Origin of the sequence: Streptomyces sp. SP18BB07, assembly GCF_036322545.1 — a bacterium.
Lineage (GTDB): Bacteria > Actinomycetota > Actinomycetes > Streptomycetales > Streptomycetaceae > Streptomyces > Streptomyces deccanensis.
This window is the reverse complement of sequence record NZ_JAQYWT010000370.1, coordinates 342,627-363,550: the sequence shown is the minus strand read 5'-3', so window position 1 is coordinate 363,550 and position 20,924 is coordinate 342,627. Positions and strand designations below refer to the sequence as shown.

Annotated in this window: 17 protein-coding genes; 2 read left to right on the top strand and 15 right to left on the bottom strand. The window is 69.5% G+C overall.

The window, feature by feature from the left end; genetic code table 11:
• Positions 1–34: 34 nt before the first annotated feature.
• The 15 genes from PUR53_RS47015 to PUR53_RS46945 form a co-directional block, all read right to left on the bottom strand.
• Positions 35–511 carry a hypothetical protein gene (locus tag PUR53_RS47015; RefSeq protein ID WP_329901610.1) on the bottom strand — a complete coding sequence of 159 codons (477 nt, stop codon included), beginning with the start codon at positions 509–511 and terminating at the stop codon, positions 35–37.
• 59 nt (positions 512–570) lie between these two features.
• Positions 571–1,035: an ATP-binding protein gene (locus tag PUR53_RS47010; protein ID WP_443080456.1), complete on the bottom strand. Its 465-nt coding sequence runs from the start codon at positions 1,033–1,035 to the stop codon at positions 571–573.
• A 312-nt stretch (positions 1,036–1,347) separates the two neighbouring features.
• Positions 1,348–2,160: an intradiol ring-cleavage dioxygenase gene (locus PUR53_RS47005; RefSeq protein ID WP_329912529.1), complete on the bottom strand. Its 813-nt coding sequence runs from the start codon at positions 2,158–2,160 to the stop codon at positions 1,348–1,350.
• A gap of 119 nt (positions 2,161–2,279) precedes the next feature.
• Positions 2,280–3,020, bottom strand: coding sequence for an SDR family NAD(P)-dependent oxidoreductase (locus tag PUR53_RS47000; protein WP_329912528.1), 741 nt, complete (start codon positions 3,018–3,020; stop codon positions 2,280–2,282).
• Positions 3,021–3,182: 162 nt separating this feature from the next.
• A complete protein-coding gene (locus PUR53_RS46995; protein WP_329912527.1) occupies positions 3,183–4,721 on the bottom strand; it encodes a BTAD domain-containing putative transcriptional regulator in 1,539 nt (512 codons plus the stop codon).
• Between the two features lie 89 nt (positions 4,722–4,810).
• Positions 4,811–5,803, bottom strand: coding sequence for a phosphotransferase family protein (locus PUR53_RS46990; RefSeq protein ID WP_329901605.1), 993 nt, complete (start codon positions 5,801–5,803; stop codon positions 4,811–4,813).
• Between the two features lie 204 nt (positions 5,804–6,007).
• Entirely contained in the window at positions 6,008–7,267 is a 1,260-nt protein-coding gene (locus PUR53_RS46985) for an ABC transporter substrate-binding protein (RefSeq protein WP_329912526.1), read from the bottom strand.
• 388 nt (positions 7,268–7,655) lie between these two features.
• The gene (locus PUR53_RS46980) at positions 7,656–9,281 is read right to left on the bottom strand and encodes a pyridoxal phosphate-dependent aminotransferase (RefSeq protein WP_329901603.1); all 1,626 of its coding nucleotides are present in this window, start codon (positions 9,279–9,281) and stop codon (positions 7,656–7,658) included.
• Positions 9,282–9,479: 198 nt separating this feature from the next.
• The gene (locus PUR53_RS46975) at positions 9,480–10,622 is read right to left on the bottom strand and encodes an aldose epimerase family protein (RefSeq protein WP_443078314.1); all 1,143 of its coding nucleotides are present in this window, start codon (positions 10,620–10,622) and stop codon (positions 9,480–9,482) included.
• A complete protein-coding gene (gene mmsB, locus PUR53_RS46970) occupies positions 10,595–11,839 on the bottom strand; it encodes a multiple monosaccharide ABC transporter permease (RefSeq protein WP_329901601.1) in 1,245 nt (414 codons plus the stop codon). Before mmsB ends, PUR53_RS46975 begins: the two co-directional genes overlap by 28 nt.
• Positions 11,836–13,386, bottom strand: a complete 1,551-nt coding sequence (gene mmsA / locus PUR53_RS46965) for a multiple monosaccharide ABC transporter ATP-binding protein (protein WP_329901600.1) — start codon at positions 13,384–13,386, stop codon at positions 11,836–11,838. The genes mmsB and mmsA overlap by 4 nt, the downstream gene beginning before the upstream one ends.
• A 32-nt stretch (positions 13,387–13,418) precedes the next feature.
• A complete protein-coding gene (gene chvE / locus PUR53_RS46960; protein ID WP_329901599.1) occupies positions 13,419–14,531 on the bottom strand; it encodes a multiple monosaccharide ABC transporter substrate-binding protein in 1,113 nt (370 codons plus the stop codon).
• A 136-nt stretch (positions 14,532–14,667) separates the two neighbouring features.
• Positions 14,668–15,636, bottom strand: a complete 969-nt coding sequence (locus PUR53_RS46955; protein ID WP_329912525.1) for a hypothetical protein — start codon at positions 15,634–15,636, stop codon at positions 14,668–14,670.
• A 122-nt stretch (positions 15,637–15,758) separates the two neighbouring features.
• Positions 15,759–16,799 carry a zinc-dependent alcohol dehydrogenase gene (locus PUR53_RS46950; RefSeq protein ID WP_329901597.1) on the bottom strand — a complete coding sequence of 347 codons (1,041 nt, stop codon included), beginning with the start codon at positions 16,797–16,799 and terminating at the stop codon, positions 15,759–15,761.
• On the bottom strand, positions 16,796–17,953 hold the full coding sequence (locus PUR53_RS46945) for a mandelate racemase/muconate lactonizing enzyme family protein (protein ID WP_329901596.1): 1,158 nt from the start codon (positions 17,951–17,953) through the stop codon (positions 16,796–16,798). The genes PUR53_RS46950 and PUR53_RS46945 overlap by 4 nt, the downstream gene beginning before the upstream one ends.
• A gap of 768 nt (positions 17,954–18,721) precedes the next feature.
• Between PUR53_RS46945 and PUR53_RS46940 the strand changes: the two genes are divergently transcribed.
• Together PUR53_RS46940 and PUR53_RS46935 are read left to right on the top strand one after the other, a co-directional pair.
• On the top strand, positions 18,722–19,765 hold the full coding sequence (locus PUR53_RS46940) for a LacI family DNA-binding transcriptional regulator (protein ID WP_329901595.1): 1,044 nt from the start codon (positions 18,722–18,724) through the stop codon (positions 19,763–19,765).
• Positions 19,766–19,906: 141 nt separating this feature from the next.
• A complete protein-coding gene (locus PUR53_RS46935; protein ID WP_329901594.1) occupies positions 19,907–20,911 on the top strand; it encodes an ABC transporter substrate-binding protein in 1,005 nt (334 codons plus the stop codon).
• Positions 20,912–20,924: the final 13 nt, after the last annotated feature.

The following is a 20,924-nucleotide window of genomic DNA, read 5'->3' as shown; positions in this document are numbered from 1 at the left end:
AGTGACGGGTGGAGTCCTGGCGTACGACACGAACTCAGGGCGCGGCGCCGTCCCCACCGACGTGCAGGTCCTCTCGCATGCGTGCACGGAGGACGGCGAGGGCGTCGTTGTAGGCCAGGCGTCCCGCCACGTACACGGGCTCGGTGGCGAGTACTCCCTCCATGACCCGGTCGCGGAGGTCGCGCAGGCGGCGGAAAGCATCCTCTGAAGCGTCAACGACGCGGCCGGGCGCGCTGATGGTCATCTGGTATCTGAGTCCGATGCACGGCCCGAAGGCGTGACGGGCGGTGGTCCGGCGTACCGACGGCTCCATGTCTGGGTCCCGGGCTACGTTGCCGCACGCGTGCCGGGCCTCGGACAGACTGGCCAGATACTCCCCGTAAAGAGTGCGACGCGCTTGTGTCTCCCGTTCCAGGCGCTCTCGCTTCCAGCGTTGACGGTCCAGGAGCAGGGCGGAGCCCGTGGCGATCGCCGCGCCCACTATCGTGCTGATCAGGGTGATCCACTGCATGGACCGACCGTAGCCAGCAGACGCCGAGCCACTGTGACCAGGAGAAGGCCCGCCGACACTCACCCCAGCCGCACGGCCAACGTGACCTCCGCCCCCGCCCCCGTCACGTCCGTCGTCACCGTCAGGCGGTCCGTGACCAGGTGGGCGAGCCAGAGGCCGCGGCCGGGGCAGGTGTCGGTGAGGCCGGGGAGGAGTTCGGGGATGGCGGGGGTGAAGCCGGGGCCGTTGTCGGTGATGCGGCACTCCAGCTCGTGGGGGAGGAGGCGCAGTTCGAGGCGGCCCTGACCGCCGGCGTGCTCGACCGCGTTGGCCGCGATCTCGCTGACCGCGAGGGTGAACTCGCCGAGCCGTACGCCGCCCAGGCCCGCCGCCGCGGCCGTGTCCTCGACCTGGGCCCGCACCTGGGGGAGGTTCTCTCCGGTGAAGTGGCGTTTCAGCAGGAGCGTTTCGGGAGGGAGGGCCGGGGCGTCGCCCCTCGCTCCGCCCGTCGCACGGACCGCGCCGTCTCTCTCCCCGCCCGGCATCACGACCGCCTCCTCTCGATGGGTGTCGATGGGTACGGGCACGGGGCGCTGCGAGTCAAAGGCGAACTGCCGCACATCGCCCACGCTAGCCGTGCTCGCCCGATGAGTACCCAGTGGATCGAGAGGACATCACGCCTGGTCGTAACCGTATGAATTCGATCGAATGGTGCTCGGATTCGCCCGACCTCGGCTGATCGGTTTCCGTCCATCGATCAGCCGAGGGGGTCCGCGACATGGCATCGGCCCGGCTCCCTCCCGCACGGTCCGGGAGGGAGCCGTCGCGGCCGTCGCGGCCGTCGCGGTCCTTCTGGGTCAGCCGGACTCCACCCCCACCGTCAGCGACCCCGCGTACCCGGCCGTCGGGGACGTGCCCAGGGCCGTCAGGGTGAGGAGGCCGGAGGCGGCGCCTCCCTCGTCGTAGATGGAGTCCTGGGCGAGCGTCGTGCGGGGAACCCTGTTCGCCGAATAGGGGGAGAGCGCGGCGACGCGGGTGGTGACGGTCTCGGAGAAGAAGAGCTGGCCGGTGTGGAGTTCCTGACCGCCCGTGAACGAGCCGTCGGAGGTGAGCGTGACGTCGGTGTGCACCTTGAGGTGGATGTGGACGCACCGGCCCCGGTACCAGCCGGGGTAGACCGTCGTGATCCGCGCGACCCCGCTGGAGTTCGACAGCACGGCACCCCGCAGGAACGTGCCGTTGTCGGGCTCGTCATGGCCGTTGTCGCCGACGAAGCCGGAGTACTCGCCGAGCGCGTCGCAGTGCCAGATCTCCACCAGGGCGTTGCTGAGCGGGGCGCAGGTGTCGTCGTCCACGACGGTGAGGGTGAGCACCAGTGGGAAGCCGGTCTTGTCCTCCCTGATGTCGGTGCGGACGAGCTGTCCGTCGAGGTGGTAGGGGCCTTCGGTCATCTCCTTCGTGAGGGTGCAGACGGCCGCGGCGGCCACGGGGGTGGTGTTCCCCGTGTCGGCCGTGTCGGCCGTGTCGGCCGTCGCGGCCGTGGGGGCTTCAGGCGTCGCGGCGGCGCCGACGGCCAGGGTGGCGGCCGTGGCGCCGGTGGCGATCAGGACGGTACGGCGACCGATCGAAGTCGCCTCGGGTGCCTCTGAGGGCACTGACGTGTCTGTCATGAACACGGCACCCTAGAAACGGAAACTGTCCGTCAGCTGTCAGTTCGGCAAAGTGATCGGCAGTCAAGTCCGTTGTGAGCCACCCGAGTTGACGAACGCTCCAGCACTCGGTCGGCGTCTCAGGTCGCGACGTAGCCGCCGTCGGCGACGAGCACCGCACCGGTGATGTAGCTGGCCCTGTCCGAGGCCAGGAACGCCACGGCCTCCGCCACCTCCTCCGGCTCGCCGGCCCGGGTGAGCGGTGTGTTCTGGCTGAACGTCTCGAAGATCTCGCCCACCGTGTCGACGGCCGTGTCGGTGCGGATCGGGCCCGGCGCCACGGAGTTGACGCGCACGCCCGCCGCGCCGAACTCGACGGCCCACGACCGCGTCAGCGAGTCCATCGCGGCCTTGGAGGCGTGGTAGACGGAGCCCACCGGGGTGCCGATCTGCCCGGCGACCGACGACACGTTGACGATCGCGCCCCTCTTCCTCGCCACCATGGCCGGCGCGAGCGCGGCCGTCAGGAAGTAGGCCGCGCGGACGTTGACGTCGAAGACCCGCTCGTACTCGTCGAGCGACTGCTCGGGGGTCGACGAGAACGGGAAGATGCCCGCGTTGTTCACGAGCACGTCCACCTCGCCGACCTCCGCGGCGAGCCCGCGAACCTCGTCGATGTTCGCGACGTCCGCGACGACGAAGTGGCCCGTGCCGCCCGCCCGCTCGATCAGCTCGACAGTCTCCTTGCCGAGTTCGGCCCTGCGCCCGGTCACATAGACGATGGCCCCCGCCTCCGCGAGCTTGACCGCGATCGCGCGGCCGATGCCCGACGTGGCGCCGGTGACGAGTGCCTTCTTGCCCTGGAGTTCCTTGGTTGTCATGTCTGCCAACTTGGCCCCGCCACATCGTCGGCGCATAAATTCCGCATATACCGCCTGGTCAGGGCCTGAGGAAGCAAGCAGAAGCAGTACGGCCACGACGTGCTGCACGCCGTTGGTCATGTGCGGGCCAACGTTTAGCCCTCAGCTCAGCCCCTAAGCCCCTCAGCCCGTCAGCGCCGCCGTGCGCAGCCCGAAGTAGAGGCGCACGAACCGCGGCAGCCGGTAGCGGCCGAGCACGAGCGGCTCGATGAGGTGGACCGCCGCGAGTGACTCCAGCAGCAAATCGATCTCACCAGGGTCGCCCCCGGACATCCGCGCCGCCTCGTGGCAGTCGATCACCTCGGTGTCCTGGCGCGCGAAACACCTGAGCAGGTGCCGTTCCGGATCGCTCAGCCGCCGATCTGCCGCGATCATCGGGGCCACCATCGCGGCGCAGTAGGGCGGGAGCGCGTCGGCGGGCTTGCTCTCCCGCTCCATCTGCAGCACGGACATCTCGATCGTCCAGCCGGGGCGCGAGCTGAGCAGGCCGCCGACCACCCTGATCGGGGCCGGTAGTCGCGAGAGGCGTTCCAGCAGCTTCCCGACCTGCTCGGGTTCCGCGTCCGCGCGCGCCGGTCCGAGGATCCCGCGGAAGAACTCCCGCGCCTCCCGCTCGGTCAGCCCGGCGATCGTCATCCAGGTCACGCCGGGCAGCTCGTGCAACCGGCGGACACTCGTGAGGATCATCGCCGAACCAGGCGTGGCCAGATCGCGCACGTCCGCCGCGTCCTGGACGTCGTCCACCACGACCAGGAACCTCTTGCCGCGCGCCTTCTCCCGCCACAGCGCGGCCTTGTCGCCGACGGGGTTCTCCACGCCGACCGCCCGCAGCAGCTCACCGGCGACGTCCCCGCCCCTGACGAAGATCTGCCCGTCCGGGTAGCGGCCCTTGGCGAGGTGGCCGATCCGGGTGGCCAGTACGGTCTTGCCGCTGCCCCGCATCCCGGTGATGCCCACGGTGCCGGGCAACGTCCGCAGCGCCCGCGCGATCTCCTCGGCGCGGCCGGTGAAGTCGATCAGGTCCGGCAGCAGTTGCTCCGGCCTGTGTGGTGCGGTGAGGCCGCCGCTGAGGATCTGCGCGTGGACCCTGCGCAGCTCCGGTCCCGGTTCGAGACCGAGTTCCTCGCCGAGGAGGGCGCGTGCCCGGTGGTAGTGGTCAAGTGCCTCGCCCTGTCTGCCGTCCAGGTAGAGCGCGCGCATCAGGAGGGCACGGGGCCGTTCCCTGAGGGGGAACGCGGCGACGTGTTCCTGCAGCCCCAGCACGTCGAGACCGCGTTCGAGACAGTCCTCGCGCGCCTTGAGCCGGTGGTCGCCGAGCCGCACCCGCTGTGCGTCGAAGTAGGCGCCCCGCAGACCCTCCAAAGGCTCGCCGCGGCAGTCGTCGACGATCTCGGCGCGGGCCGTGTACCCGCCGTCCCTGGACCTCAGGTCCAGCTCCGGAAGCGCCTTGCGGATCTTGTACATGTACGTCCGCAACGCCATCACCGCGCTCGGCGTCGGGTCGTCCCAGACCATGTCGATCAGCTGGTCGTTGCTCAGCCGGACGCCGTTGTTGAGCAGCAACGCCGCCAGTACCGCCCGCTGTTGGCGGGGCCCCAGCTCGATCTCCTCCTCGTCGCGCCAGGCTCGTACCGGACCCATCAGTGAGAATCGCAGACTCATGCGACAGCACAACACGCACACCGATCGCCTGCTTCCCGGCTTCCGGTTCCCCTGCTTCCCGGCACCGGGGATACCGGGATACCGGGGATTCAGGCGCCGACCAGTTCCAGCGCCTGTCGCAGGTTGTGCTCGGCGATGCCCGCCATGAAGGCCCGGTCGGGGAAGTCCCCGTCGAGCAGCCGCAGCGGCCCCGCCGTCAGTGAGAGCCGCTGCGCGAGCAGGTACAGCGCGAGCCGGTCCTCGTCCAACCCGGCCACCTCCAGCGGCCGGTAGTCGTCGTGCAGGCGAATGCGCAGGAACACGTGCTCCCACTCGACGTCGAAGTACATCAACCCCTCGATGTCGATCGCCACGGGGTTCCCGTCCGCGTCCACCAGCACATGGTCGGGCCCCAGTTCGCCGTGTACGACCGCGTACTCCGCGCGCGGCCGCACCGCCGCCGCCAGGCCGAGCAGCCGCTCCTCCAACCGGTCGCGGGCTCCCGCCATCCGCGGGTCGCGCGAGGCCGCCTCGGCGAGGTCGCGCAGCGCGCGGTCGAGCACCACGCCTTCGCACGACGTACCGCGCGAGGTGCCGCCCGCGTCGACCACGGCCGCCTTGCCGTACGCCGGTGCCCGGTGAGCCCGCATCGCCGCCAGCGACTCCGCGAGCCGGGCCATGACCGGCGCGGCCGCGCGACGGTCGCGCGCGAGCAGTTCCTCCAGGCTCTCGCCCCGGAGATCCTCGACGATCGCGAGATCGGCCGGGCCGTGGGCGCCGCCTTCGCGGTCGACGAGGCGGATCGCGGGGACGCGGACGCCGAGCGTGGCCAGTCGCGTGTGCGCGGCCTCGAACAGATCGAGCCCGAGGCCGGGGGAGAACGGGTCGGTCAGGTCGTCGTCTCCCTCGGTCGCCGGCCAGTAGTTCTCGGCGTCGTCCCACAGGTAGGCGATCGCGGTCGTCGCGTCGTCCATCACCAGGCGGTACACGCCCTTCTTGCTGCCGCCCGCGACCCGCTCGACCGCCTCCAGCCGCCGGCCGCCGCCCAGCGCGGCCCGCGCCGCGCTCCCCAACCGCTCCCGCGTCACCGCACCGGGTGCCATGTTCCGAACCGCCTCTCCGTCCGACCGACCCGCGCACCTTACGGCACCGGCGGCGCGCGGGTGATCGGTTTGTTCCGGGCGCGGGCGCGGGTGCTGGCGCGCGCTCCGGCGACAGGCGATGGCGGGACCCCCCACCCGGACCGGCCCTCACCGGCCCTCATCGGCCCCTCACCCACCGGCCCTCGCCGGCCCCTCATCGGCCCTTCAGCGCGCCACCTTCGCGATCGACTCCAAAACCTCCCGGGGGTTTCCGTCCGGGGTCACCGCCTTGCCGATGCGGCGGCGGATCTCGGCGGCCACCTCGGACCAGTTGGTCTCGGCGACGGGGTAGAGGCGGAGGTTCTGGAGGGTGTCGAGGCCGTTCCACAGGGGCTTGTGGGCCTTGTCGGCGCGCATCGCGTCGGCGGCGGACGTGGTGACGGGGAGCAGTTCGTACTGGGCGGCCTGCTCGGTCACGTACTTGTCGGTGTAGAGGAAGTCGAGGAACTGGCCGATGGCGGCGCGGTGGTCGTCGTCGCGGAAGGCGACGACCCAGTCCGCGGTGCCCATCGTCGGCGTCTCGTCGCCGTCGCGGCTCGGCAGCGGTACGGCCCCGTACGGCACGGAGTCGGAGGAGTCCTCGATCTGGCGGATGAGCGACAACGGCGCGTTGACCATGGCCGCCTCACCGGTGAGGAACGCCTCGACCGCCTCCCCCCGGTTCAGCTTGGCGGGTGGGACCGGGCCGGTGAGACCCTCGCCGATCAGGTTCTCCTTCAGCCAGGTCAGCGTCGCCACGTTGGCGTCGGAGGCGATGTCGTAGCGGTTGGTGGAGTCGGTGTAGCCGCCGTCGCCGGCCAGCAGCCACATCAGCGTCTCGGCCTCCGCCTCCTCCGGGCCGAGCGGCACGGCGATCGGGTACTTCACCCCCCGCGCCTTCAACACCTGCGCGTCGGTGAGGAGTTCGTCCCAGGTCGTAGGGGGCTCCAGGCCCGCCGACGCGAACAGGTCCTTGTTGTAGTAGAGCAGCCGGGTGCTTGCGGTGAACGGCATGCCGTACTGGGCGCGGTCTATCTCCCCGGCGTTCGCGAGGCTCCGTACGAAGGAGGCCTGGACCGGGACCGACAGCACCTCGTCGGCGCTGTAGAGGAGGTCGCGCGCGGCGTACTCCGAGTAGCTGTCCGTCTGCACGATGTCCGGTGCCTCACCCCGCTCGACGAGCTCCGCCACCTTCGCGTCGACCTCGTCCGGGTCGTGGACCTGGACGTTCACGTCGATCTCCGGGTGCTCGGCGCGGAACGCGAGGGCCACGCGGTCCCAGTAGCCCTCGGAGTTCTTGCGGACGCTGTCGCCGTAGTTGGTGGCGACGACCGTCAGGGAGACCGTCCCCGACTCGGCGTCCGCGTCGCCGCCGCAGCCGGACAGCCCGGCCGTGAGCCCCAGCGCGGCCGCGACCGCCACGATCGTCCGGGCGTTGTGGCGCACGGTCCACCCTCTTCCAGCTTCCTGACAGGAGTCGTGATCGGGCTTGATCGTATGGTGCGTGCCGGTGCGTTCGGGGCCGTGGGCGTTGCGTTTTGATTCCGACGGCGTGACAGCGTGACTGTGTGCCAGCGTGACGGTGTGGCGAAGTGACCGAGATGCCCCACCGGCGACAGGAAGTACGGATTCGGGCCCACCGTCGTTCACTTCACCGGAGACCGCCTCGTCCGTGCAGGGCGAGGGCGGGCTGCACGGACGAAACGCGCCGACGCCCCCAACAGCGGCCCGTACAGGGCCCGTTGGGGGCGTCGGTCATGGCGGTCTGCCGGTGTGCCGGATCACCGATGTATCGACGTGCCGATGCGCCGGGGCGGGGCTCAGCCCACCTGGCTCAGCCCACCTGGTTGTAGACCCCGCCCGCCGCCGGCCACCCCTGGGGCTCCTCCAGGGGCTCCGGCTGGGTGCGGCCGCGTACCTGGGCCGCGGTGAGGCCCTGGGCCGCGCCCATGGTGCGGCGGCCCTGGGCGGCGGCCGCGAGACCGGGCATCCCGGTCTGGGCGACGGGCTGGAGGCCGGGGGCAGGCATGGCGGCGGCCGGTGCGGCGGGCATCGGGGCCGGGGCGGGTGCGGGGATCGGCATCGGCATCGGCATCGGGGCCGGCGCGGGCGCGGGCGCGGGAGACGGGAACTGCATGGAGGCGGCGGCGGGCGCGGGAGCCGGGGCGGGCGCCGGGGACGCGAACTGCATGGAGGACGCCGGGGCCGGGGCCGGCATGCTCATGGCCTGCGCGGCGAGGTTCTGCATGCCGGTGCCGCTGGTCTCGCCCATCAGCCGGTCCACGGCCGCCGTACCCGAGCTGTAGCTGGTCCCGGTGCTCAGCTCGGGCACGGCGGCTCCCCTCCTGGACCCGTAGAGAACCGACTCCAGGCCGGACACCAGGCGACGCACGTCCACCTGGGGCCGGACCACGAGTCGCAGGAAGCGACTGGACGAGCCGACCTTGTTGCCGCACTCGCGGACCAGGATCCGGTGTTCGGTGAGCAGCCGGTCGCGGACCACGGTGCCCTCGGCGCCCACGGGCAGGCGCACGAAGAGGAAGTTCCCCTGCGACGGGTAGACCGTCAGCCCGGGGAGGGCGGAGAGCTGGCGGGCCATGTCCAGCCGGTCCCGGCGGACCTGGTGCAGGCTCTCCATGTACTCGGCGCCGTGGTTCTTCAACATGAACACCACATGCTCGGCGAAGGAGTTGAGGTTCCACTTCGGCAGCATCGAGCGGATCTTGCCGGCGAGCGCCGGGTTGGCGACCAGGTAGCCGAAGCGGATGCCGTGCAGGCCGAAGTTCTTGCCGAGGCTGCGCAGGACGACCACGTTGGGCCGCATGACCGCGTCCTGGACCGTGGACGGCTCGGACTCGGCGTCGGCGAACTCCAGGAACGACTCGTCGATGACGATCAGGTCCAGGTCGGCCATCGCGTCCATGAACTGCACCAGCGCGTGCCGGTGCAGGAAGCCGCCGTCGGGGTTGTTGGGGTTGCAGATGACGGCGACCCTGGTGCCGCGCGCCCGGATGAACTCGGCGTACTGCGCGAGGTCGAGGGCGAAGCCGCTGGACTCCTGGAGCGGGAACATGTCGACCCGCTTGCCGGTCTCCATGGGCTGGTCGGTCCAGCGGCCGAAGGTGGGGACGGGGACGGCGAGGGACTCCCGGACCAGCAAGTGGTCGATCCAGGTGATGAGTTCGGTGGAGCCGTTGCCCATCGCCACGCACTGCGGCGGCAGTTGGAGCAGGTTGCACAGCTCGGCCGTGATCGTGTCGGCGCTGCTCGGGTAGTACGTGATGATGTCGCGCAGCTTGCTCGCCATGTCGTCGAACATGGCGGGGGTGGGGAAGTAGGGGTTGCAGGGGATACAGAAGTCCACCGGACCCGCACCGTCGCCGCCCTCACGTGTCAGCGCCGCCATCGAGGGGCTGTGCGCCGCAGTGCTGCGGAACAACGAGGTGACGTTGTCGGCCATGGAACCTCCGTAGGGGGCGGACCCGTTGGGGACGACCGGGTCCGACGACTAAGGGCGGCCCGGGCGGGGGAGCACGGGCCGCCCCTACATACGGAGGCTTGGGGGGCGCTGTTCAACCACTGAGGATTTGGTGGGAAATTGTGAGTGGGCTGTGAAGATCGCCGTCGGCCGGGACGGCGGCCGCGCCGCCGCCGCGCCTCAGTCGAATGCGTGGACGGTCGTCGAGCGGTACGTCTCCCCAGGTCGCAGCACGGTCGACGGGTAGGACGGCTTGTTGGGCGAGTCCGGGAAGTGCTGCGTCTCCAGACAGAGCGCGTCCCCCTGCCGGTAGATCGTCCCGGAGGGGCCCACGAGTGTGCCGTCCAGGAAGTTCCCGGAGTAGAACTGCAGCCCCGGCTCGGTCGTGGAGATCCGCAGTGTGCGGCCCGACGCCGGGTCCACCAGGGTCGCGGCCCACTCCGGCTCCGCCGTGACGCCCTTGTCGAGGACCCAGTTGTGGTCGAAGCCCTTGGCGTACAGCAGTTGCGGGTCGGCCCGGCGGAGGTCCTCGGCGATCGTCTTGCCCGTACGGAAGTCGAAGGGGGTGCCCTCCACCCCGGCCGGCTCACCGGTGGGGATCAGCCCGGAGTCGACGGGGGTGTAGCGGCCGGCGGCGATCGTCAGCCGGTGGTCGCCGACCGAGCCGCTGCCCTCGCCCGCGAGGTTCCAGTACACATGGCTGGTGAGGTTGACGACGGTGGTCCGGTCGGTGGTGGCCTCGTAGTCGACGCGCCACTCGCCCCGCGAGGTGAGCGTGTACGTCACCTTCACGTCGAGCGTGCCCGGGTATCCCATGTCGCCGTCGGCGCTCGTGTGGGTCAGGTACAGCCCGACCTCGGAGTCCCGCTCGAACGGCTCGACCTCCCACACCACCTTGTCGAAGCCCCCGGCGCCGCCGTGCAGGCTGTTGGCGCCGTCGTTGACGGACAGCTCGTACGCCGTGCCGTCCAGGGTGAAGCGGCCCTCGGCGAGGCGGTTGCCGTACCGGCCGATCAGCGCGCCGAAGTACGGGGAGTCGGCGACGTACGCCTCGACGGTGTCGAAGCCGAGGGAGACGTTGGCATACCGGCCCTGGCCGTCCGGTACCTCCAGTGACTGCACGATGCCGCCGTAGGACAGGACCTTCAGCCGTGTGCCGCCGTTCTCCAGCGACCAGCGGTGGACCTCGGTCCCGTCGGCGAGCTTGCCGAAGAGTTCCTTCACGGGTGACGCCCCACTTTCCTGTTCATGAAAAAAGGGGGCCCCGCCTTTCGGCGAGGCCCCCTCACGGTGTGTCAGGAACCGCTCTTGCGCTTGTTCCACACGTCGAACCCGACGGCCGCCAGCAGGGCCAGGCCCTTGATGACCTGCTGCCAGTCGGTGCCGACGCTGAGGAGGTTCATGCCGTTGTTGAGGACGCCGAGGACGAGACCACCGATGATGGCGCCGAGGACGGTGCCGACACCGCCGCTCATGGACGCGCCACCGATGAACGCTGAGGCGATGGCCTCCAGTTCGTAGCTCAGACCCGCCTTCGGCGAGGCCGCGTTGAGCCGGGCGGCGATCGCCAGACCGGCCAGGGCCGCGAGCACGCCCATGTTGACGAAGACCAGGAAGGTGACCTTCTTGTCCTTCACACCGGAGAGCTTCGCGGCCGGCAGGTTGCCGCCGATCGCGTAGATGTGCCGGCCGAAGACGGAGTTGCGCATCAGGTAGCCGTAGCCGACGACCAGCGCGCCCAGGACCAGCAGGATGATCGGCGCGCCCTTGTAGCTGGCCAGCAGCATGGTCACGGTGAGCAGCGCGGCCACGATGGCGACCAGCTTGAGCAGGAAGATGTTGCGCGGTGCCACGTCGAGCGCGAACTCCTGCTGACGCTTGCGGTCACGCATCTCCTGGATGACCACGAAGGCGATCAGGGTGAAGCCCAGCAGCAGCGTGATGTTGTGGTAGTTGGTCGTGGGGCCGACCTCGGGCAGGAAGCCGTTGCCCATCTTCTGCAGGCCGTCGGGGAACGGGCCGAGGGTCTGGCCCTCCAGCAGGATCTCCGTGACACCACGGAAGACGAGCATGCCGGCGAGGGTGACGATGAACGACGGTATCCCGAGATACGCGATGAAGAACCCCTGCGCCGCGCCCGCGACCGCGCCCGCCACCAGACAGAGCACCACGGCGACCGGCCAGGGCACGTCGTGCTGCACCGTCAGCACGGCCGCGAACGCGCCCACGAAGGCGGTGAGCGAACCGACCGACAGGTCGATGTGGCCCGCGACGATCACCAGCATCATGCCGATCGCGAGGATCAGGATGTAGCTGTTCTGCAGGACCAGGTTGGAGACGTTGCGCGGCAGCAGCAGGTCGCCGTCGGTCAGGATCGCGAAGAACGCGACGATCAGACCGAGGGCGATCAGCATGCCGTACTGCCGCATGTTGCGGCGCATGCCGTCCAGCATCAGCTGCAACAGGCCGCCGCCCGTGGCCGATCCGGTGCCGCCCGGCGGCGCCGGGGCCGGGCTCTTGGCGGTCACATCCGTGCTCATCGGGTTACCTCTTTGTCCTTCGTCATCTGGCGCATCAGCGATTCCTGCGTGGCCTCGGCACGCGAGAACTCGCCTGTCAGCCGTCCCGCCGCCATGGTGTAGACGCGGTCGCACATCCCGAGGAGCTCCGGCAGCTCGGAGGAGATGAAGACGACCGCCTTGCCTTCGGCGGCAAGCTTGTCGATGACCGTGTAGATCTCGTACTTGGCGCCGACGTCGATGCCGCGCGTCGGCTCGTCCAGGATCAGCACGTCCGGACCCGCGAAGATCCACTTGCTGAGGACGACCTTCTGCTGGTTGCCGCCGGACAGCTTGCCGACCGGCTCGAACACCGTCGGTGCCTTGATGTTCATGGTCTTGCGGTAGCGCTCGGCGACCTGACGTTCCTCGTGCTCGTCGACGATGCCCCGCTTGGCGACCTTGTTCAGGGCGGTCAGCGAGATGTTCCGGTTGATCGTGTCGATCAGGTTGAGGCCGTAGTGCTTGCGGTCCTCGGTGACGTACGCGATGCCGTGCTTGACGGCCTCGGCGACCGACTTCGTACGGATCTCCGTGCCGTCCTTCAGGACCGTGCCGCCCGCGTAGCGGCCGTAGGTCCGGCCGAAGACGCTCATCGCGAGCTCCGTGCGGCCGGCGCCCATGAGGCCCGCGATCCCGACGATCTCCCCGCGACGCACGTTGATCGACACGTTGTCGACGACCTTGCGCTGCTGGTCGATGGGGTGGAGCACGGTCCAGTCGCGGATCTCCAGGGCCGGCGCCGCGCCCACCTCCGGCTCGTGCGGGGTGCGGTCGGGGAAGCGGTTGTCGAGGTCGCGGCCCACCATGCCGCTGATGATGCGGTCCTCGGTGGTCTCCGCGGCCTTCACGTCGAGCGTCTCGATCGACTTCCCGTCGCGGATGATCGTCACCGAGTCGGCGACCTTGCGGATCTCGTTGAGCTTGTGGGAAATGATGATCGAGGTGATGCCCTGCTTCTTCAACTCCAGGATCAGCTCGAGGAGCTTGCCGCTGTCCTCGTCGTTCAGGGCCGCGGTCGGCTCGTCCAGGATGAGCAGCTTCACCTTCTTGGACAGGGCCTTGGCGATCTCCACCAGCTGCTGCTTGCCCACGCCGATGTCGGTGACCCGGGTCTCGGGGTGGTCGTCGAGACCGACTCTGCGCAGCAGTTGGGTCGCGTGCCGCAGGGTCTCCCGCCAGTTGATGAACCCGCCCTTGGCGTGTTCGTTGCCGAGGAAGATGTTCTCCGCCAGGGAGAGGTACGGCGACAGCGCCAGCTCCTGGTGGATGATGACGATGCCGCGCTGCTCGCTCGCGCGGATGTCCTTGAACTCGCAGACCTCTCCCTCGAAGAGGATCTCGCCCTCGTAGCTGCCGTGCGGATGGACGCCGGAGAGCACCTTCATCAAGGTGGACTTTCCGGCGCCGTTCTCACCGCAGATGGCGTGGACCTCGCCCTGGCGGACGGTCAGGGTGACGTCCGACAGCGCCTTGACGCCGGGAAAGGTCTTGACGATCGAGCGCATTTCCAGGACGGGTCCCGCCATGGTCGTGCCTTCCAATCAGTTGGTGCCGGCGGTTACTTGAGGTCGCCGGCCTTGATGTAGCCGGAGTCGACGACGACCTTCTGGTAGTTGGTCTTGTCGACGGCGACCGGCTCGAGGAGGTACGCCGGGACGACCTTGGAGCCGTTGTCGTAGGTCTCGGTGTCGTTGGTCTCGGGCTTCTTGTCGTTGAGCAGCGCGTCGACCATGTTCGAGGCCACCTTGGCGAGCTCGCGGGTGTCCTTGTAGACGGTCATCGACTGCTCGTCCGCGATGATCGACTTCACCGAGGCGACCTCGGCGTCCTGGCCGGTGACGATCGGCAGCGGCTTGTCCTTGGAGCCGTAGCCGTCGGACTTCAGCGCGGAGAGGATGCCGATGGAGATGCCGTCGTACGGCGAGAGGACGGCGTCGACCTTGCCGCTCTTGTAGTCCTTGGTCAGGATGTCGTCCATGCGGCGCTGGGCGGTGGCGCCGTCCCAGCGCAGCGTGGTGACCTTGGTGATGTCGGTCTCGCCGGACTTCACGACCAGCTGCTTCTTGTCGATGAACGGCTTGAGGACGTTCATCGCACCGTTGAAGAAGTAGCGGGTGTTGTTGTCGTCGTTGGAGCCGGCGAAGAGCTCGATGTTGAACGGGCCCTTCTTGGAGCCGTCCTTCAGGCCGAGCTTCTCGACGATGTAGTTGGCCTGGAGCTCGCCGACCTTCTCGTTGTCGAACGAGGCGTAGTAGTCGACGTTGTCGGTGCCGAGGATCAGGCGGTCGTAGGAGATGACCGGGATGTTGGCGTCCTTGGCCTGCTGGAGCACGTTGTTCATCGACTTGTTGTCGATCGCCGCGACGATCAGGGCCTTCACGCCCTGCGTGATCATGTTCTCGATCTGGGAGACCTGCTTGGCGGGGTCGTCCTCGCCGAAGACCAGCTGGGTCTTGTAGCCCTTGGACTTCAGGTCCGCGACGACGTTGTCACCGTCGGCGATCCACCGCTCGGAGGACTTGGTCGGCATCGAGATGCCGATGGTGGCGCCCTCCGTGCTGCCGCTCTCCTCCTTGCTGCCACCCTCACCGCTCTGGCCGCAGGCGGACAGGGTGAGGGCCAGGGATGCGGCGGAGGCTATGGCGGCGAGTGCGGCTCGGCGAGTGCGCATGATCATCATCCTTGATGTCTTGAAGGCCTGGAACGTTCTGGCGAGGACGGCGCTTCATGAGCCGAAAGCTGCCAGAGAAGATGTGGGGGATTCTGTGTGACTGCGTCTTCTTCTGTGAAGACAGTTGTCCGGTTCGTTATGAGGGATTTCCGAATCGCTTCAGTTCGCCGGGCAGCCGGGTGCCGAGCGGCGCCATGTCGCCGTCCGCTCCGTGCCGTGCGAGCAGGTCCAGGGCGAGCCGGCCGCGCCGGACGCGTTCCTTGGCCGTGGACAGCGTGAGGTCCCGCATGTGGTGCCCGTAGGGGTAGATCCCGGGCGACTTCGACAGGCCGAACTTCAGGTAGATCGGCGCACCGCGCCGGATCAGCTCGGCGACCTCGTACATCCGGACGTAGCCGCCGAGGTCGTCGGGCGCCTCGATGTACATGTCCATGGGCGCGCCGGACACCCGCCGGATCTCCGTGAGGTGGTCGAGCGTGAGGTCGCTCGGCACGTTGATCGAGTCGCCGCCGAGGTTCTCGTACACGGCGTACGCGGTCGGGTTGACCGGTCCGATCAGCGCCGACACCTTGAAGGTCGTGTCGGCCGGGATGATCCCCTCCAGACGCGCCCGGTGCAGTGTCCACAGCACGCCCTCGTCGGCGACGAGCAGGCACTTCACGCCCAGCTCGGTCGCGCGCACGGCGTCCTCGACACAGCCGGCGACCGCGTCGTGGCCCCGGGCGCGGAGGCCCGCGCCCTTGGAGTCCGTACGGGTGGAGGCGCCGATGTCCCAGGTGCCGCGCGGGCCGGTGAACAGGCAGAGCTCGATGTCGCGCTCGGCCGTCGCCTCCACCATCTCGGTGATCTCGGCGTCGGTGAGCATCCACACACCGCTGCCCTGGCTGATCCGGTGGATCGGGACGTCGAGCCGCGAGGCCTCCTTGAGGACCACGGCGAGCGCCTCCGGCCCCTCCACGGAGGGCACCTCGGTGCGCCAGCGGCCGCCACCGGGGAAGGTGTGCGGTGAGGCGTCGGAAGGGTCGAGGGCGGGTGCGTTCAGCCCGAGCGCGGCGAGGGCCTGCTCGCCGGGTCGGCGCGGCGCCGGAGCGGTGGTGTCGGTCACAAGCTGTCCTTCATGTTCGGTATATCGGACGAAGTTCGCGGCTCTTGGTGCACAAAGCTCTTGGGTGTACGCCGGTACGAAGTCGTCAGGTACCCCGTACCGGCGTACGGCTCAGGGGTGTGTCATGGCCGCAGCAGGACCTTTCCGACCGTCGGGTCGCCGGATCCCACCAGCTCGATGGCCTGCGGGAACTCCGCCAGCGGCAGCTCGTGCGTGACGAGCGGCAGCGGGTCCAGCAGCCCGGCTCCGAAGACCCGCACCGTGTGCGCCCACGCGTCCGGCGCCGCGCCGAACACCGTGTGCACCTCCAGCTGCCGGACGACGAGATCGGTCGGGTCGAGCCCGTCCGCGCCCGGCGCCGGGATGCCCGTCAGGACCAGCCGTCCGCCGCGCCGCAGCAGGGCGGCGGCCGTGCGCGCCGCGTCCGCGGACCCGGCGGTCTCGATGACCACGTCGAAGTCGCCCGGCAGGTCCTGGTCCTTCGTCCGGAAGTCCGTGGCACCGAAGCGTTTCGACAGCTCCGCGCGGTCCGGCCGGGTGCCCACGACGAGCAGTTCGGCGGGGGAGGCCGCCTTCAAGAACTGAACGGCGAACATCCCGAGCGTCCCGGTCCCCACCACGGCGACCCGCTCACCCGGAACGGCGTTCGCCTTGAGCGCGGCGGCCGCGATGCACGCGGCCGGCTCCAGCAGCGCCGCCGCCGTCAGATCCGCGTCGTCCGGCAGGACGTGCAGCAGACGGGCCGGCAGGGTGAGGGTCGTGGCCATCGCGCCGGGCTGGGTGAACCCGGTCTCCTCGTACCCCGCGGAGCACAGGGTGGTCTCGCCCGCGTGGCAGCGGTCGCACACCTGGCAGTTCCGGAAACCCTCGCCAACTACCTTGCGCCCTACAAGAGTTGAAGGAACGCCGGCGCCGACCTCGACCACGGTCCCGGACCACTCGTGGCCCGGGGTGAGCGGGTAGCGGACGTACCCCTCCGGCCGGTTGCCCTGGAAGACCTCGCGGTCGCTGCCGCAGATCCCGGAGGCGTGCACCCGGACCAGGGCCTCGCCGGCCGCCGGCTGCCGGGCCTCGTGCGGGACGAGCCGATGCTCGCCCGGCGCCTCGATGACGACGGCGACGGCCGGCGTGCCGGAGTCGGCCGCGTCGGACGAGGCGCTCACGCGGTCCCCTTGGGCTTGCGCTGCTCCCAGCCCTCGGCCCACAGGTCGAAGCGCGCCTGCTGCTGCGGGAACTCCGCCGCCGCGTCCACGTCCAGCTCGACGCCGAGGCCGGGCTTGTCGGAGAGGTGGAAGTAGCCGTCCACGACCTCCGGGGCACCCGAGACGACCTTCTTGATGTCCGCGTCCGCGAAGTCGTTGAAGTGCTCGAGGATCTTGAAGTTCGGGGCGGTGAAACCGACCTGGAGGGAGGCCGCCGTCAGCACCGGGCCGCCCACGTTGTGCGGCGCGACCAGCATGTAGTGGGTCTCCGCCGTGGCCGCCAGCTTGCGGGTCTCCCAGATGCCGCCGATGTGACCGACGTCCGGCTGGATGATGTCCACGGCCTGGCTCTCGAAGAGCTCACGGAACTCGATCCGGTCGTGGATCCGCTCGCCCGTGGCCACCGGCATGTCGACCTTGGCGGCGACCTTCTCCAGCGCCTTCAGGTTCTCCGGCGGCACCGGCTCCTCCAGCCACGCGGGCTTGAAGGGCGCCAGGTCCTTGGCGAGCCGTACGGCGGTCGAGGGCGAGAAGCGGCCGTGCATCTCCAGCATCAGCTCGGCGTCCGGCCCGATGGCGTCGCGCACGGCCTCGATCAGCGAGACGGCGTACAGGCTCTGCTCGTGGTCCAGCTCGAAGTGGCCGGTGCCGAAGGGGTCGATCTTGAGCGCCCTGTAGCCGCGCTCCATCACACCCTGTGCCGCCTTGTGGTACGCCTCGGGCGTCCGCTCGGTGGTGTACCAGCCGTTGGCGTACGCCTTGACCTTGTCGGTGACCTTGCCGCCCAGCAGCTGCCAGACCGGGACGCCGAGGGCCTTGCCCTTGATGTCCCAGCAGGCCATCTCGATGACGGCGATGCCGGACATCACGATCTCGCCGGCGCGCCCGTAGTCGCCGTACTTCATGCGCTTGACCAGATCCTCGACAGCGAACGGGTCGGAACCGAGAATGTGGTTGGTCTTCGCCTCGTGCAAGTAGCCGAGCAGCGCGTCGGTGTGGCCCAGCATGCGGGTCTCGCCGACTCCGGTGAGGCCCTCGTCGGTGTGCACGAGGACGTAGGTCAGGTTTCGCCACGGCGTCCCGACCACGTGCGTGCTGATTCCCGTGATGCGCACGGTACTCCCTGCCCTCTGTAGCTCGTAGTTGTTCGAAATTTCGTCGCTCGTTCGAAATGCTGGTCGCGACAGTAAGGACGACCCGGTCTGAGTGTCAATGGGTCGAACACACAACGGTCCAAGACGGCCCGTGCGGCCCGCGCCCCGGGAACGGTACGGGGTGATCTGGGCGCTGGTGAACGCGGCGCGCGGCGAGCGGATGTGAGCGGTGTCCTTGACGGGGGCGTGGATGTCCAAGAGTCCCCTGGTGGCGGGCGTGATGCCCGTTGCGTCCAGGGTGAGTTGGGCGCCGTGCGGTGAATTCCGGCCTAGCCGGGCGCGTCGAGTTTCGGCTCGCCTGCGACCCGTCGCCATGCTGGACGCGGCTCCTGCCAGGGAGATCACGCCGGACGGGACCCCGGCGCACGGCTGTGAGGCGGCTCGCGTCAACGCGTTCGGGCCAAAAGCCTGTTGGGCGGCCGGTGGGGGCGGCCGAACGCCCTCTCCGTGACCCGCGCCGCCCGTCGCGTTACTCAAACGTGACCGCCTTCCCTGCTGCAGCCCTCTTGACCGCCGGGAATTGTTAGCGCTCACAATGACCTCCGCAACGCACCATTCATCGCCCGGCAACATCCCAGGAGGTATGAGCGTCGTGTCGGACTCGCGCCAACTCGGCTTCCCCTCGGATGTCTTGGGGCGTTCCGGAAATTTGGTATGAAACCGGCGGCGCGGGAGCGCGCTCCCGCACGACAGGTCTTATCGGCAGACGACCGCCAAGGAGGTGCGGCCGTGACACACTCGCAGCTGCGGCCGCCCACCATGGCCGATGTCGCCCGCCAGGCCGGGGTGTCCCACCAGACCGTGTCCCGTGTGCTGGGGGACCACCCCAACGTGCGGGACGAGACCCGGGCCAAGGTGCTCCGGGCGATCGAGGAGATGGGCTACCGCCGCAACTTCTCCGCACGGGCCCTGGCGACCAGGCGCACCCAGACGCTGGGCGTGGTGGCCTCGAACACCACGCTCTACGGCCCGGCCAGCACGCTGTTCGCGCTGGAGGAGGCCGCGCGGGCCGAGGGATACCTCGTCTCGACGGTCAGTCTGCGCGAACTCACCGTCCAGGCGCTGTCCGAGGCCCTGGACCGCCTCAGCGAGGGTGGGGTGGAGGGAGTGATCGCCCTCGCCCCGCAGCGGTCGGCGGTCGCCGCCCTCGCCGAACTCCGGCACCCCTTCCCGGTGGTGGCCGTGGGTACCGGCTCCGGGGCGGAGATCCCGAGCGTCAACGTGGATCAGCACCTCGGCGCGCGGCTGGCCACCGGCCATCTGCTCGCCGCCGGCCACCGGAAGGTCTGGCATCTCGCCGGACCCGAGTACTGGCAGGAGGCCGCCGACCGGACCGCCGGCTGGCGGGCCACCCTCGAGGAGGCGGGCGTCGAACCGCCGCAGCCGCTGCGGGGGGACTGGAGTCCGCTCTCGGGCTACCGGGCGGGCCAGGAACTGGCCGGCTGGGTGGGCCGCGGCCTGACCGCCGTCTTCGTCGCCAACGACCAGATGGCACTGGGGGTGTTGCGGGCCCTGCGCGAGGCGGGCGTGCGGACCCCGCAGGACGTGGCGGTGGTCGGCTTCGACGACATCCCGGAGTCGGAGTTCTTCGCCCCGCCGCTCACCACCGTCCGACAGGACTTCGCCACGGTGGGTCAGCGGAGCATCGCCCTGCTGCTGGACCTCATCGAGGGCCGGGCCCCCTCCGTCTCCCGGGTCGCCATCGAACCCCAGCTCGTCGTCCGCGCCAGCACCTTCCCGTACGTCCCCCTGGCGGGGCCCGCTCCGGGCTGACGCGGCACCGAACAACTGAACGTCATTCATCCATCAGCGTGGCCGACATTTCGAACAATGATCGACAGGTTGGACGCAGTGCGGCCGGTCCCTGAGTACCAACGGTCCGTCCCCGGACCGGCTCTTCAAAGGAGAAGAAACATGCTCAACAGACGGAACTTCCTCACCGCGGCGATCGGCGTGGCGGCGGCGGGCACCCTGGCGGCCTGTGCCAAGGAGGACGAGGGCTCCGGCGGGAACGCCGGTTCCGGCGGCAGCAAGAAGATCACCCTCGGCTTCTCCCAGGTCGGCTCCGAGAGCGGCTGGCGCAGCGCCAACACCGACTCCGTGAAGTCGGCCGCCAAGGAGGCGGGCTTCAACCTCAAGTTCTCCGACGCGCAGCAGAAGCAGGAGAACCAGATCTCCGCGATCCGCAGCTACATCGCGCAGAAGGTGGACGTCATCGCCTTCTCGCCGGTCGTTGTCACCGGCTGGGACGCCATCCTCAAGGAGGCCCAGGCCGCGAAGATCCCCGTCGTCCTGACCGACCGCTCCGTCGAGAGCGACGAGTCCCTGTTCGTCACCCTGGTCGGCTCCGACTTCACCGACGAGGGCCGCCGCGCCGCCAAGATCCTGGAGAAGGTCCTGGAGAAGGCCGGCCACAAGGGCAAGGTGAAGATCGCCCAGCTGGAGGGCACCACCGGTGCCGCCCCGGCGATCGAGCGCGCCAAGGGCTTCAAGGAGATCATGGACGCCGAGCACAAGGACGACTGGGAGATCGTCGTCAGCCAGACCGGCGACTTCACCCGCGCCGGCGGCAAGCAGGTCATGGCGGCCTTCCTGCAGTCCAACCCGGACATCAACGTCCTCTACGCGCACAACGACGACATGGGCCTCGGCGCCATCCAGGCCATCGAGGCGGCCGGCAAGAAGCCCGGCAAGGACATCCTCATCGTCACGGTCGACGGTGTGAAGGACGGCTTCATCGCGATGTCCGAAGGCAAGATCAACGCGATCGTCGAGTGCAACCCGCTGCTCGGCCCCCAGCTGATGGAGGTCGTGCAGAAGGTCAAGGACGGCGAGAAGGTCGAGCGCTGGATCAAGACCGAGGAGAGCGACTTCATGCAGGACCAGGCCAAGGACGCGCTCCCCACCCGTAAGTACTGACCCACCCGCCCCA